Source organism: Gelidimonas denitrificans, from assembly GCF_055694065.1.
This window is the reverse complement of record NZ_CM146350.1, coordinates 1,561,289-1,574,602: the sequence shown is the minus strand read 5'-3', so window position 1 is coordinate 1,574,602 and position 13,314 is coordinate 1,561,289. Positions and strand designations below refer to the sequence as shown.

The window sequence follows — 13,314 nt, the reverse complement described above, 5'->3', positions numbered from 1 at the left end:
ATTTATTAACGGTGAATAGCAGCTCGAATAATCACATTCAAACGGCAATAGTAGTGTTGCCATAGTGCGTTTTAACATAATCCAGTACGATCGCCTGAAATTCCTCGGCAATGTGATCACCACGCAGAGTCACACTCTTTTCGCCGTCTACAAATACAGGGGCAGCGGATGATTCTCCCGTTCCTGGCAGGCTAATGCCTATATTTGCATGCTTGGATTCACCAGGGCCATTTACGATACATCCCATAACAGCGACATTCATGCCCTCAACCCCAGGATATTCTTTCTTCCAGACTGGCATCTGATCACGCAAATATGTTTGGATTCCATCGGCCAAATTCTGAAAAACCGTCGAAGTTGTACGACCACATCCAGGACATGCAATCACCATGGGCGTAAATTTTCGCATCCCCATAGTTTGCAAAATTTCCTGCGCCACAACTACTTCTTTTGTGCGGTCCCCACCTGGTTCTGGCGTTAGAGAGATACGAATAGTGTCGCCTATCCCCTCTTGCAGTAATACTGACAGCGCGGCAGTAGAGGCAACAATGCCTTTACTCCCCATACCGGCTTCAGTAAGGCCCAAATGAAGTGGATAATCGCAACGACGGGCAAGTTCACGATAGACTGCAATCAGATCCTGCACACCTGAAACTTTACACGACAAGATAATCTGATTGCCTGGCAACCCCAGCGCTTCTGCCCGTTGCGCGTTATCTATGGCAGAAGTAACCAAAGCTTCATACATAACACCGCTGGCAGACCAAGGTTCTGGTCTTTTAGCATTCTCGTCCATGATCCGCGCCAACAATGACTGATCCAGGCTTCCCCAATTGACTCCGATACGTACCGGCTTGTCATATTTGCAGGCAACTTCAATCATTTGCGCAAACTGTATATCTCGTTTGGCGCCCTGCCCTACGTTTCCAGGGTTGATGCGATATTTTGAAAGCGCCCGCGCACAATCAGGATAATCGTTCAACAGCGTATGACCGTTATAGTGGAAATCCCCTACCAATGGCACGTCGACGCCCATCTTATCCAACTGCTCGCGAATTGCCGGTACAGCTGCTGCTGCTTCTGGATTATTAACAGTGATTCGCACTATCTCCGAACCGGCGCGGGCCAAATCCTTGATCTGAATTGCCGTACCGATTACATCTGCGGAATCAGTATTAGTCATTGACTGGACCACTACAGGGAATCCTCCGCCGACGAAAACTTCACGCACCCCATAACGGATGACCGTCGTTTTAGTATTACGTCGAGGAGCTGGGCCTGATGCTGTGGGCGTATTTTTTAACATGCCTGATTATTTCAAATTGATCCTGGCAACATTGCCATTAACGCCCGCCTTAGCATTGAACGACTCACCACGCAAAGTGACGCTCACGCCGGCAACGTTACCGATTGTCAATAAAGCTGGTTCGCTTATTTCAAATTTTTCGACCTCACCGGCCTTTAGAATTCGGGAGACTACAATGCTTTTATTGGCTCTCTTGATCTCAATCCAGGAATCTTCATGGGCTTGTAATACAAGTTGATTTTCTTCTGCTGCCGCATTAGGTGCTGTCGGAGCTACGATAACAGGAACATCGGATATCACTTTAGGCTCAGAAATTGGTGCTGTTGTCAAAATAGAGGTAACTGCCGCGTCAGCTTTGCTTAGTTGCAGAGGAAGTGTATTCACATCACTCTTCGGAAGAGTTGAAATTTTCCCTGGCATCAAAACATCTCGACTAATTGATGAAGCAACTGTCACTGTAGACAAGTTCGGCAACCATCCCATTTTTTGGGCTAATACAGCTGACAAAAGTAGCAGGATCAAAAAAATGACGCCTACGCTCCATTTGGATAAGATGCCATTCCTTTTTCCCATTAAAGGAAATCGGCTCTCAGAAAAATTCATGGGAATTGCACGACGTAATAACGGCGCATCTAATTTTGGAACATCCTCTGACTTGAGCATTTCCAATAATGGAGTTACATCCATTGTTAAGCATTTTGCATAGGCACGAATAAACCCACGCGTCACAACCATAGGCAACGCTGCGTAATCATTGCTTTCAATAGCAAGGATTTGACGCGGGGAAAGTTTAATCTGATCAGCAACTTGCTGTATAGACCAGCCCAAATCTTGACGCCTTCCTAACAAACAAGCCCCAGGTGAATCAATTGAATACTCCTGCGACTGGCTCTGAGCCGGCTCTTCAATAATGTCTTTAAATTGCTCACTCATCATATGCCCCGCGTTTATAAGCAGCATATTCAGCTGAGTCAACATAGCGGCGGCGCAACTGTGTCACAAGACTGCTTTCTGCAGCACGATCTTCCAATTTATGCTCCACTTTTATCGCCAGCCACAGAACCTCAGATGACAGCAGGTCTGCTTTAATGGCGCGTGTAATATAAAAATGGGCACGTTCATAATCCCTGCGATTAAAGTAGATGTTTGCCAAATTAACAGTGACGCTGGGATTATCCGGCTCAATCTTAAATGCCTGCATAAAATATTTCTCCGCGGCGTTTTGCTCTCTCAGTTTAAGGCTGCAAACCCCAGCGTTATGCAAAGCTTTTGCGGGAGATTGATAAGAACGATTCCTGAGCGCAGCTTCGAAATAAGAAATAGACTGATTTTCGCGCCCTATTTGGCACAAAAACCATCCATAGTTATTACTAAAATCGGGATTGTTCGGAGCAAGTTTAATTGCTCTCAAAAAATTTTCTTCGGCTAGAGGCATTTGATCCATTTCCATATAGATCAACGCACGCATGCTGTATGCCTCAGCAAAATTGGGATCAGCTGTAAGCGCCTGCTTAATCTCATCAAGCGCAACTTCCAACTGATGCTGTTGATAATAACCAACAGCCAATTGTAATCTGATATTAGCTCTTTTCTGATTATTGGTTTGATCCGAGCTAGTGGGCAACTCTGCCAACGATCCACCTGATGGGCTTGATGCACAACCGAACAAAGACATGACAACCAGCAAAAAAAATACTCTAAGCAATCTATGTAAAGCCAGGTTCACTCAATGACCTCCACTAAACGGCCAAAATTCTTACCAAATTTTTGCTGATAATGCGCAATATTTCCCATGCGTTCATGGACACGAGTACGATCCTGCACCTCTCCTGCCAATTGACCGCAGGCGGCATCAATATCATCACCACGGGTTTTGCGAATGGTCGTCACAAGACCTGCATCCATCAAGATTTGCGCAAACGCCTTGATTCGTGGGTTCTTTGAACGAATCAATCCAGATTCTGGAAAAGGATTAAACGGTATCAAATTGAATTTGCAAGATACCGAGTCCACACCATTTTGCACTAAGGCAACCAGTTCCCGTGCATGCGCATCGGAGTCATTCACGCCATCGAGCATGCAATACTCAAAAGTGACGAAATCACGCGGCGCATAATCAAGATAGCGCTTGCAAGCGGCCATCAATTCACGCAATGGATATTTTTTATTCAACGGAACAAGACCATCTCGCAAAGCGTCATTTGAAGCATGCAAAGAAACGGCCAACGCAACTGGACAATCCTGCGCAAGGCGATCAATCATCGGCGCTACGCCAGACGTTGACAATGTCACTCGCCGACGTGACAGTCCATATCCATTATCATCCAGCATTAACTTTAACGCCGTCACTGTCGGCTCATAATTTAATAACGGCTCGCCCATTCCCATCATTACGACGTTTGTGATCTGACGCTCGCCTTTCGGACCGGGCTCAATACCTTTGGTGCGTCGCAATTCAAACTCTGCCATCCACAGTTGCCCAATGATTTCACCGACCGTAAGATTACGACTGAATCCCTGCTTCCCGGTAGAACAAAAACGACAATTGACCGCACAGCCTGCTTGTGTCGAGATGCATAAGGTTCCGCGATTTTCTTCTGGAATAAATACGGTCTCGACCGCATTGCCTTTTCCCACATCAATTAACCACTTCCGAGTCCCATCAATTGATGTGTGATCGCTAATTACTGCTGGCGCAGCAACCATCGCGCGCGTGGATAATTTATCCCGCAGCGATTTCGCCAAATCAGTCATTGCATCAAAATTGTCCGCGCCAAATTGATGAATCCAGCGCTGCAATTGTTTAGCGCGAAACGGCTTCTCACCCAACTCACCGCAATAAGCGATAAGTTGCGCAGGATCCAGGTCCAGCAAATTGGTGAGTTGCGTCATAACATCATTCCATCAAGTTATCCTCGCGTGAACACAGTTTCACACGAGAAAACACATCAATTAACGTGAATACACATTCAGTGCAGGAAAGTAATAAGCAATTTCCACAGCTGCGGTTTCAGCTGCATCAGAACCGTGCACCGCATTAGCATCAATCGAATCTGCAAAATCAGCCCGGATCGTGCCTTTGTCAGCTTTTTTAGGGTCGGTTGCGCCCATCAGGTCACGATGCGTCAAGATGGCGTTTTCGCCTTCAAGAGCCTGAACGATTACAGGACCGGAAATCATGAAATCGACTAGCGCGTTGAAAAAAGGACGCTCGCGATGTACTGCGTAAAAGCCTTCCGCTTCTGCGCGCGATAATTGCATCATGCGAGCAGCGATAATTTTCAGACCAGCGCCTTCGAAACGCGAATAAATCTGACCAATAACATTTTTTGCAACTGCGTCGGGCTTGATAATTGACAGGGTGCGTTCGATTGCCATCTGTAAAAACTCCAATAAAAATAACGGGTTAAGATAGTAGCTGCAGTTCCAGCCAGTTGCGGATTTTAACATAAAGCGTTATTGAATAAAAACACGACTTTCGCGGCTCCCGGACTTCATCAGGATTTATGACAAATCATTCATATTCAAAATATTTAATGTAAAATTACACATACTCCTGCCATTTTTTATAAAAGACCATATTTTCTTCATAGAACTATAGCGACAAAAATAATACACAACCATGTATGCCTTTGAGGCTACACATGTGGCCCATCGAATTCGGTTTCCGGTTTTGTGTAAAAAATGCTCGCACAAACCAGCCAGAGCCACAAGCTATCAACAGAACTTTCTCCTGGATATGATGCCCAGAGCAGTCATGCGTACATGGCTCCAGATGACTGTTGGCTTAAGAAATAGATGCGAAAAACCCAGTACTGTAGCTTTATGGCATAAGGCGTTTGCGCATGGCTGGCGTCATTTCCACATTTTTGTTAGTGTCGATCAGCATTACTTCCGTCAAGTTCAAGCGCTCTGCGAACGCTTTCCAGTGCAGCGGGCCAGCAATAAATAGCGGCTTGGAGTTTCCATCTGAACGGGTGCCGGCATCATTGCCGCCAGAAGTGATGATCGTGACCGACGCTACCAGATCGGTAGTTTCTCCTGTCCTTGGATCAATGATATGGGGACGACGCTTGCCGTCCTGCATAAAATACCGCTGATAATCGCCGCTGGTGCCTATCGCTTCATTGTCATGCAACTCAACGATTGCGACCGTACCTTCTCCGCGCGGATTCTGGATGCCAACTTTCCAAGGATGCGCTCCGGGCTGCCCTATTGCCAAAACGTTGCCGCCTATATTGATGAGTGCCGCCTTGACGTGCTCGGCGCGCAGAATTTTGGCGGCCTGGTCAAGCGCATACCCTTTGGCATACCCGCCCAAATCGAGCATAACGGCTTTATTGCTGCTGGAAATAACAGTGCCGTCATAACTCAGATCGGTCATGCGCGGCTTGGCATCGACCCAACGTTTAATTTCGGCAGGTGACGGCTCATGCAGCGTGATATCGCTACTCTGAAATCCCCAGAGCCGAATCAAGCCGCCAATGGCAGGGTTAAACAGATTGTCCGAATGTTCAGCCAGGCTGGTGGCTGCCTTGAGCATGTCCACCATTTCAGCGTCAGCTTGATAGGGTTCGCCGCGGGCGATGCTGTCATTGAGCGCTGTCAGCGCGCTCGGCTGCCAGGCGTGGAATTTATGGTGCAGCCTGTCAAATTCACGCAATACTTGCGCACCAAGCAGGTTCGCGCGTGCTTCCGGTTCGCCGTAAATACTTATCTTCACCAAAGTGCCAAATACATTGCCTTGGGTACTGTAAGTAGTTTCAACAGTTTTGTTGTTACATCCACTCAGTAGCACCAATAACAATGCACTGAACAGATAATGATAAAAATTACGCTTGATCATAACGCCTGATTCCAGGGGATTTTACAAAATACGCCTGCATCAGTACGAGGCTAATCTTGCAAGGACACGAACGGTGCATCTGTTTCGTGCAGTCGTTCGCGTCCTTGCATCATCAGCTAGCCTTGCTGACCATGTAATCGACTGCAGCCTTAACGTCTTCATCCTTCAGGGTGGCATTGCCACCTTTAGGTGGCATCATTTTGATGCCATTGATTGCATTGGTGTGCAATGTGTCAATTCCCTGTGCAATGCGTGGGCCCCACATTGCCTTGTCGCCAAATTTCGGCGCGCCCAGCACTCCGGCTCCATGGCATGACAAGCAAGTGGCGGTATAAACCTGTTCGCCCTTGACTAAGTCACCGGCAGGTGCTGCGCTCGCAATAGGAGCTGCCGAGGAAGAAGCGGCAGGTGCTGCTGGTTCAACGGGTGCAACTGGTGCAGGAGCGGCAGGAGCAGTTGCCACTTCAGGGGCCGGGGCCGCTGGCATTGTCTCCGCTGCGGGTGGTGTCTTATCTCCACAGCCTGCCATGACAAGAGCAATGGCGAGTGGCAAGAATTTAAGTGTTTTCATGTGTTTTTCTCCTATTTAAATTAAAAATTTTCCGATGCAATGCAATGCGTTGCATCACGCGCTGAATCATACCAATGTATCTCTGGCAGCGCACAACTCCTGCTACAAAGGTTCGATACGCTCCAGCAGTGGGTCCAACAATAAAGTATCCAATAGCCCGGAAAAATTGTGCCAACTATCCAGACTATGATCAACACTTGGACCAGCCCTTACTACACCGTTTTCATCATGCACATGCAGCGGAAAAGTGACGCAGGAAGGATGCATTGGAGCCGTATCCATGCGCAGCTCTGCTTCGCCCCAACTCCAGTTGATGGAATATTCAGCGCTGCTGAAAAAGCGCAGTTCCATCATCAAACCGGTATCAAAGGAAAGCGTCAACGCATCCTGAGCCAGACGCACCGGTTCGGCCAGGCGCTCGGCGTAATGTTCCTCAAGCTGTTCTTTGAATATCAGATGCAGGCATGCCGTAGGCTCAACAGTCACGGCAGGCATATCACCAAACTGCATCATCATCTCGGCGCGCACCTGCATGCGAGTTTGATCGAGGATCAAGGCGCTCAGATAATGATCATATGCAGGGTGCTCGTTGAGCTCACCATTTTTTATTTTCTCCAGCAAGTCCGCTTCACTATTAATCGCATATTGCCGCAAAATTTCCTTGCGCGATTCGCGCAGCATATAGGCTGTTTTCGCATACAGCGCTTGCAGCGCTTCTGCATTCACGGGGTCCATCAAAGCGTCCTGTTCCATCATTTATCCTTAATTTAGCCTTAATGCGACATCGTTGTATCGTGCGCTGCATCGTCATTTTTATTGAGCATATCCGGCGTCATCTGCGCAAAACGCACTATTTTTCCGCCCTCTTTTTTGACGAAAGCCTCGGCATCCTGCATGCTGGAAAATGATCCGAAGGTAGGCCCCATCGAACCCGTTTTTTTGCTTCCTGCCACATAGATGGCGCTCTTGGCATCGATCCAGTTTCCGTCGGGATGTTCCCATGCCGTCTTGCCCATATCTTGCACAAACACGCCGGTAACCGAACGCTTTTGTTCAGGTGCCAGCAACATCGAGAATAGCTCCATCAGATCGCAGAAAAATTCGGGCTTGCCTTGCGCGTAATGGATCTGCGCCTTGGGTCCCGGATAATCCTTGAGTATCATGCCGTCGAGTTCACAGGTGGTCTCGCTGGTTGGCTCCAGCGCTACCACCTTGGGCGTAGCCTGATTGCAGGCAGCCAGCAAGATGCATAACACCAGACTGCTTGCCAATTTGTGTGGCGCCGGCAGGGATTTTTGCCAGCCGATTATTTTCGCTCTCATTTGAATCTCCAGTGCGTAAATATGAATGGCAGCACGATCCAGCCCAGCATGATGCTGACCAATATTGCGGGATTGGTCAGACTCTCCGGCATCACGGTTGCCAGGCCATACATGCTCTGCACCTGATCGGAGCTGAAAATATTCAGCAAACGGAAAACATCGGCGGGATTAAGCATCAGTAATCCGGCAAAAACCGTACTGTCCAGTTTTCCCTGGCTGACGACCAATGCACCCATCAGCAGCAGATCAAAGATCAGCACGAAAAAAAACCACAGCATGATGGCTGCGCCGCTGGCGCGCATCCGATCCTGGGCGATTACCGACACCAATAACGACAGGCTCAAAAAAGCCATACCCATCAGAATCGCGCTCAATACGAAGCCGGTATAGTGATACAGGTCGTTCGCCCCCAACTTGGAAGCCAGCGGCAGCAAACCGGCACCGAATCCGATCACAGTGGCGCTGGCCAGCGCGGCTGACAGTCCCAGATATTTTCCCAATAAGATTTCAAAACGGGTAATCGGCATCGACAACAGCAACTCCAGCGAGCCGCGTTCTTTCTCGCCGACGATGGTGTCGTAACCCATAATCAATGCAATTAACGGCACCAGATAAATGACCAGGCTGACCAGGCTGGCAATCGTGACATCGATGCCGCGAAAGCCGACTGAACCCAGTTGCGCTGAGCCGAGGTAGGCAATTGCCAGCGCAAACAGAGCAAATATCACGGCAACCGCGACTACCCACAAGTTGCGCAGCCGGTCCCGAAACTCCTTGGTGGCAATGACGCGCACCTGAGCCCACTCAATGCGCTTGGACATGGCGTTCTCCATAACCGAGAAACAGGTCTTCCAGCGATGGTTCATGCACCACGATATCGCGTACGGCATCGGACAACGCCATGATCTTGGCGAGTACATTCACCTTGTTTGCTGCCGGGCAGGAAATTCGCACGCACTCGTTATCGAGCTGCCACTCCAACCCTGCCAGCCCAGCCAACGCACCAAGCGCGGCGCGCATCTGCGTCTCGTGGCCAACGCGCAGCGTGACCTCGATGACAGAAGGCAGCACCATGTGGGAGCGCAATTCCGTCAGCGTGCCTTGTGCGACGATTTGACCGGAGCTCAGAATCACCAGGCGGTCAACCCGGCCCTGAATCTCCGCCAGTATGTGCGAGGTAATGATAATGGTCGCTCCTTGTGACTGCACATCGCGCAAAATACGGTAAAACTCGTGAATCCCCTCCGGATCGAGCCCATTGGTCGGCTCATCTAGAAAAATCAGATCAGGGTTACCCAGCAGCACCTGGGCAAAACCCAGTCGCTGCCGCATGCCTTTGGAATAACCGCGTACCCGCCGCCCGGCCGCATCTGCCAGTCCAACGCGCGCCAGGATTGCATCGCAGGTATTGCGCGGCACTTGCTTTAAATCGGCGAACAAGCGCAACACTTCCAAGCCAGTCAGATTGTCATAGGTCACGAAACTCTCGGGCAAGTAGCCGATACGCCGCCGCATCTGCCGAAAATCGCGGCCGCTGATCAATGCATCGTGAATCCTGATTTCGCCACTGGTGGCTGGAATCAGTCCCAACATCAGTTTGAAAAGCGTGCTCTTGCCAGCGCCATTGTGGCCGATCAGGCCGAACATTTCACCTTTCGCGACCGACAGACTAATATCGTTGACGGCATGTATGTCACCAAAATGTTTGGTGACGTTATTCAGCTGCAGGGGGTTGTTTGTCACTCCACCGTCTCCAATCCTGATTCAAAGGGCGCATGCGCGGATGCTTGTCCACGATGCTGGGGGCGCGTAACACCGGGAACTGTCGTGCCACAAAACGCAATGTCTGCATCGACGGGCTCGACAACAGTAGTTTGACCAAAGGGTATTGCCAGTTGAGCCGGTCGACTACGTCGTTGGCTTCATAGGCGACATCGCCGATGCCATCGCCACTTTGATCCCAGCCGCTGTAATTGCTCCAGTAATTACCCTGCGTGAGGCCCCATTCGACATCACGCGTGGCTACGTACTTAATCTGCGATTTATTGTCGATGAAGTCATTGCCATTGACTTTATTGTTGTAGGAACCGGCCGCCAAATGCACGCCGATCCGGTTACCGATCACCAGGTTTTTTTCCAGCGTGTTGTACTCGGCGTCGTAAATAAAAAAGCCGCGCCCATTGCCTGCCACGATGTTATTTTCAATCACGGAATCCTGAATCGTGCGCAGCATGATGCCGTGGTCGGCATTGCCCCATGCGATATTGTTGCGCACGATCAGGTTGCGCACTTCCATCAGCGCCAGCCCGCCATGGTTGAGATAGGACTCGTTGTTTTCCCAGACGCTGTGGTCGGTCGTCATATAGTGCGTGCCATAACGCAGGTGATGAATTTTATTCCCCCGAAACAGCGCATTCCTGGATACATCTACGTAGATGCCGTCACGGCTGTAGCTGATATTGTTTTCAATGACTTGGACCCCGTCCGTATTGAAAACCTGGATGCCGTTGCCCCGTGCTGCCGACTGCAGATCGCGTTTTCCGGTAATTACATTGCGAACAATTTTCGAGTCTTTCGACTTTTCCAGCCAGATGCCAAACAAGTTATAAACCAGGTTGCAATCCTGCACAGTGGCACGGTCTGAGCCGGGCTGGATGTAGATGCCCGCGTTCTGCGCAGTCAGGTCTGTGCCACTGTCGCGCACGATCAAGCCTTTGATTGTCACGTCCGAGGCACGCACGCGGATGACGTCGCCGGTATTTCCGCCACTAATGGTTGGCCGGCCGATGCCCTGCAAGGTAAGCGGTTTATCGATCACCAAGTGTTCGCTGTAATCGCCCTGCGCCACCTGCACGGTGTCACCTGATTTGGCCGCAGCAAGCACCGCAGCGATCGACTGACCTGCCTGCACCTGGAGCACAGCGCCCCAGGCAGTACCGCCAGCCAGGCCAAGCCAGGCTGCCAGTATTGCGATACACCCCAACCGTTTTAGTGAAGCGCTTGGTGTTTGTCGGATCACGGTTTTTTGGCCGCCATTTGCGCGGTTTTCTCAGACAGATTGCGACGCACGCTGTCCAGTGGAATGAAATAACCCTTGGCATCGATAGGGGTCAGCGGCAAGCTCAGCTTCTCGCGCGTTTTACGCTCTTTCGCCAGCGGCGGACACGCATGATCGTCGTAATACAACACCATACAGTCGAGACATTGCATGCATTCGGTCTGATCGATCTTACCGGCCGCGTCAATCGCGTGAGAACCGCAACCGCTAGCGCAGGCATGGCAGGTTTGGCATTCGGTCTTGCGCTTCAAGCCGAACAGGCGCAATTTGCTGGGGATCGCCAGACCGGCGCCGAGCGGGCAAATGTATTTGCAATATGGCCGCTCGCTCAGAATAGATATGCCAAGAATGCCGCCGATAAACAACCAGAATGGCCAGCTACGGTTCCACACGCCGACTAAAAATGTAGTCTTGAACGGTTCAATCTCAGCCAGACGCTCCGCCGCTTCCATCGAATAAAACGACACTCCCAGCAGCACGAAAAAGACGCCGTACTTGATCCATTTGAGTTTGTCATGCAAGCGCTTGGGCAACAGCCGCTGGAATTTTTCCAGGCCAAGCATCTTGCCAGCACTATGGGCCAATTGCTGCAGCGAGCCGAACGGGCACAACCAGCCGCAAAACACGCCGCGCCCCCAGAGCAGCACGCTGATGATGATGAACCACCAGAAGATGAAAATAAACGGGTCTGACAGGAACAATTCCCACTTCCACTGGTGAATCAGCGAATGGAACCAGGTCAGCACTTGTGTGATGCTGGGCTGAGCCTTCAGATAAAAGCCCAGAAATACCACGCTGGCCAACCACAGCAAATGGCGCGGCCGGGAAATCCACGGCTTATGCTTGCGGCTGGAAATGCGCACCAGTTTGTCGCGTTGCGAATACATCAGTGCGGTAAATCCCAGTACCAGCACGAACAACACTATTTCCAGTTTCCGGCCCAACCAAATCCCTTCCCATACGGCTTGCGGGCGTTCGATCTTGGGACGGCCGCCTTCCAGATATTGTGCCGGCAGCCACAGTTCCTGGTCGAAATGGACGAATGTTTTGGCACCGGTCTTTGCATCGGTCTTGTTGCCCAGAAATGTCAGCTGCCACGGCCACGCGGGGTTAAAGTCGGCAGAACGAATAATGAAGATGCCGGATTCCTTGAAACCTGGCACATCGGCTGGCTGCAAGTGGTAGAGATTTTGGTAATCGGTATCGCGGAAGGTAAAGGTGTCCGGGTCCTGGCGCACCTGAATCCGGTCATAAATTCCGCCGCGCACGTAGCCTGAACCCTTGAATGAGCTCTCGCCATTGGCGATAATGAAAATCGCGTGCTCATCCGGCTTCAAATCTGCCATCAGGCGTTTATAGGCGTGCTCCCCGAGCAAGCTGGTGCCAATCGCAGGCACATTCAGATAGCCGAAATACAAATCCATATAGGGCTGATCGAGGTTAGTCGCGCCGACATCTTCGGCCGACACCAGCATATGCTGGACGCTGCCTTCTTTTAGTAGAGTTTCCCAATTCAATTTGGCGTTGAAAGCGGTAAATTTGGCCGGCGGTCTGGGTACGCTTTTGATGAGCCCTACTTGCCGGCCAATGGCATAGGCGCTGCGGGAAATTACCTGATTTTCGGCAATCGCGGTAACAGTCGCGCCACTGATGGCGTCCAGGCTCTGCGCACCTTTATCATTCAGACCTTGGCCGATGACCAGCTTGGCATCGGCTGATTTGCCGATATATTGCTTAATAAATTTGAGCAATACCGATTCAGGAATACCCGCCAGCAAAATCGGTTCCGAGTGTTTCAGCACCCGCACTCCGGTAATGATGCCCTTCGTATCCATGCCCACTAGGGTCACGATCGGCTTGCCGGAGTAGGCCGGAATATCCACCACGTCGGTCGATAGAAACACATAACCGACTAATTGCTTCTGTTCGCCCTTGCTCCCTGATTCGCCCTTACTTTCCGCGTAAGCCTCGACATAGCTGGGCCGTCCCTTGCGCTTGGAGAATTGCGTGGCCGAGGGCATCACGTCGCCGCATGGCGCAGAGGCACAAAGATCCGGCCCGGTCATGAGTTCCGCCGATAGTTCGGCGTCGTAGATGGAGGCGCCGCGGGCGTTAGCCGCGAGTAGCAGGCCGGCAAATCCTGCGCACAATACCAGGACAGTTTTAAAAACCACGTGCAGCAACAAGCCACGATCAAAAATATATTTCATA

13 protein-coding genes are annotated in these 13,314 nt (G+C 50.6%); all 13 read right to left on the bottom strand.

Features of this window, described 5'->3' with window-relative positions; genetic code table 11:
- Positions 1-37: 37 nt before the first annotated feature.
- The gene (ispG, locus tag FKCLFG_RS07315; RefSeq protein WP_472615549.1) at positions 38-1,306 is read right to left on the bottom strand and encodes a flavodoxin-dependent (E)-4-hydroxy-3-methylbut-2-enyl-diphosphate synthase; all 1,269 of its coding nucleotides are present in this window, start codon (positions 1,304-1,306) and stop codon (positions 38-40) included.
- Between the two features lie 6 nt (positions 1,307-1,312).
- Positions 1,313-2,239, bottom strand: coding sequence for a helix-turn-helix domain-containing protein (locus tag FKCLFG_RS07310; protein ID WP_472615548.1), 927 nt, complete (start codon positions 2,237-2,239; stop codon positions 1,313-1,315).
- On the bottom strand, positions 2,232-2,981 hold the full coding sequence (gene pilW, locus FKCLFG_RS07305) for a type IV pilus biogenesis/stability protein PilW (protein WP_472615817.1): 750 nt from the start codon (positions 2,979-2,981) through the stop codon (positions 2,232-2,234). Before pilW ends, FKCLFG_RS07310 begins: the two co-directional genes overlap by 8 nt.
- 47 nt (positions 2,982-3,028) lie before the next feature.
- A complete protein-coding gene (gene rlmN / locus FKCLFG_RS07300) occupies positions 3,029-4,198 on the bottom strand; it encodes a dual-specificity RNA methyltransferase RlmN (RefSeq protein ID WP_472615547.1) in 1,170 nt (389 codons plus the stop codon).
- A 60-nt stretch (positions 4,199-4,258) separates the two neighbouring features.
- On the bottom strand, positions 4,259-4,684 hold the full coding sequence (gene ndk, locus FKCLFG_RS07295; protein ID WP_472615546.1) for a nucleoside-diphosphate kinase: 426 nt from the start codon (positions 4,682-4,684) through the stop codon (positions 4,259-4,261).
- 445 nt (positions 4,685-5,129) lie between these two features.
- Positions 5,130-6,029, bottom strand: a complete 900-nt coding sequence (locus FKCLFG_RS07290; RefSeq protein ID WP_472615545.1) for an FAD:protein FMN transferase — start codon at positions 6,027-6,029, stop codon at positions 5,130-5,132.
- Between the two features lie 235 nt (positions 6,030-6,264).
- Positions 6,265-6,723, bottom strand: a complete 459-nt coding sequence (locus tag FKCLFG_RS07285; protein WP_472615544.1) for a c-type cytochrome — start codon at positions 6,721-6,723, stop codon at positions 6,265-6,267.
- A 102-nt stretch (positions 6,724-6,825) separates the two neighbouring features.
- Positions 6,826-7,476 carry a hypothetical protein gene (locus tag FKCLFG_RS07280; protein WP_472615543.1) on the bottom strand — a complete coding sequence of 217 codons (651 nt, stop codon included), beginning with the start codon at positions 7,474-7,476 and terminating at the stop codon, positions 6,826-6,828.
- A gap of 20 nt (positions 7,477-7,496) precedes the next feature.
- Positions 7,497-8,045: a nitrous oxide reductase accessory protein NosL gene (locus FKCLFG_RS07275; RefSeq protein ID WP_472615542.1), complete on the bottom strand. Its 549-nt coding sequence runs from the start codon at positions 8,043-8,045 to the stop codon at positions 7,497-7,499.
- A complete protein-coding gene (locus tag FKCLFG_RS07270; RefSeq protein WP_472615541.1) occupies positions 8,042-8,866 on the bottom strand; it encodes an ABC transporter permease in 825 nt (274 codons plus the stop codon). The genes FKCLFG_RS07275 and FKCLFG_RS07270 overlap by 4 nt, the downstream gene beginning before the upstream one ends.
- Positions 8,850-9,788, bottom strand: a complete 939-nt coding sequence (locus FKCLFG_RS07265) for an ABC transporter ATP-binding protein (protein WP_472615540.1) — start codon at positions 9,786-9,788, stop codon at positions 8,850-8,852. The genes FKCLFG_RS07270 and FKCLFG_RS07265 overlap by 17 nt, the downstream gene beginning before the upstream one ends.
- Complete coding sequence (locus tag FKCLFG_RS07260; RefSeq protein WP_472615539.1) at positions 9,760-11,064, bottom strand: nitrous oxide reductase family maturation protein NosD; 1,305 nt, start codon at positions 11,062-11,064, stop codon at positions 9,760-9,762. Before FKCLFG_RS07260 ends, FKCLFG_RS07265 begins: the two co-directional genes overlap by 29 nt.
- Complete coding sequence (locus FKCLFG_RS07255; protein WP_472615816.1) at positions 11,061-13,283, bottom strand: 4Fe-4S binding protein; 2,223 nt, start codon at positions 13,281-13,283, stop codon at positions 11,061-11,063. Before FKCLFG_RS07255 ends, FKCLFG_RS07260 begins: the two co-directional genes overlap by 4 nt.
- Positions 13,284-13,314: the final 31 nt, after the last annotated feature.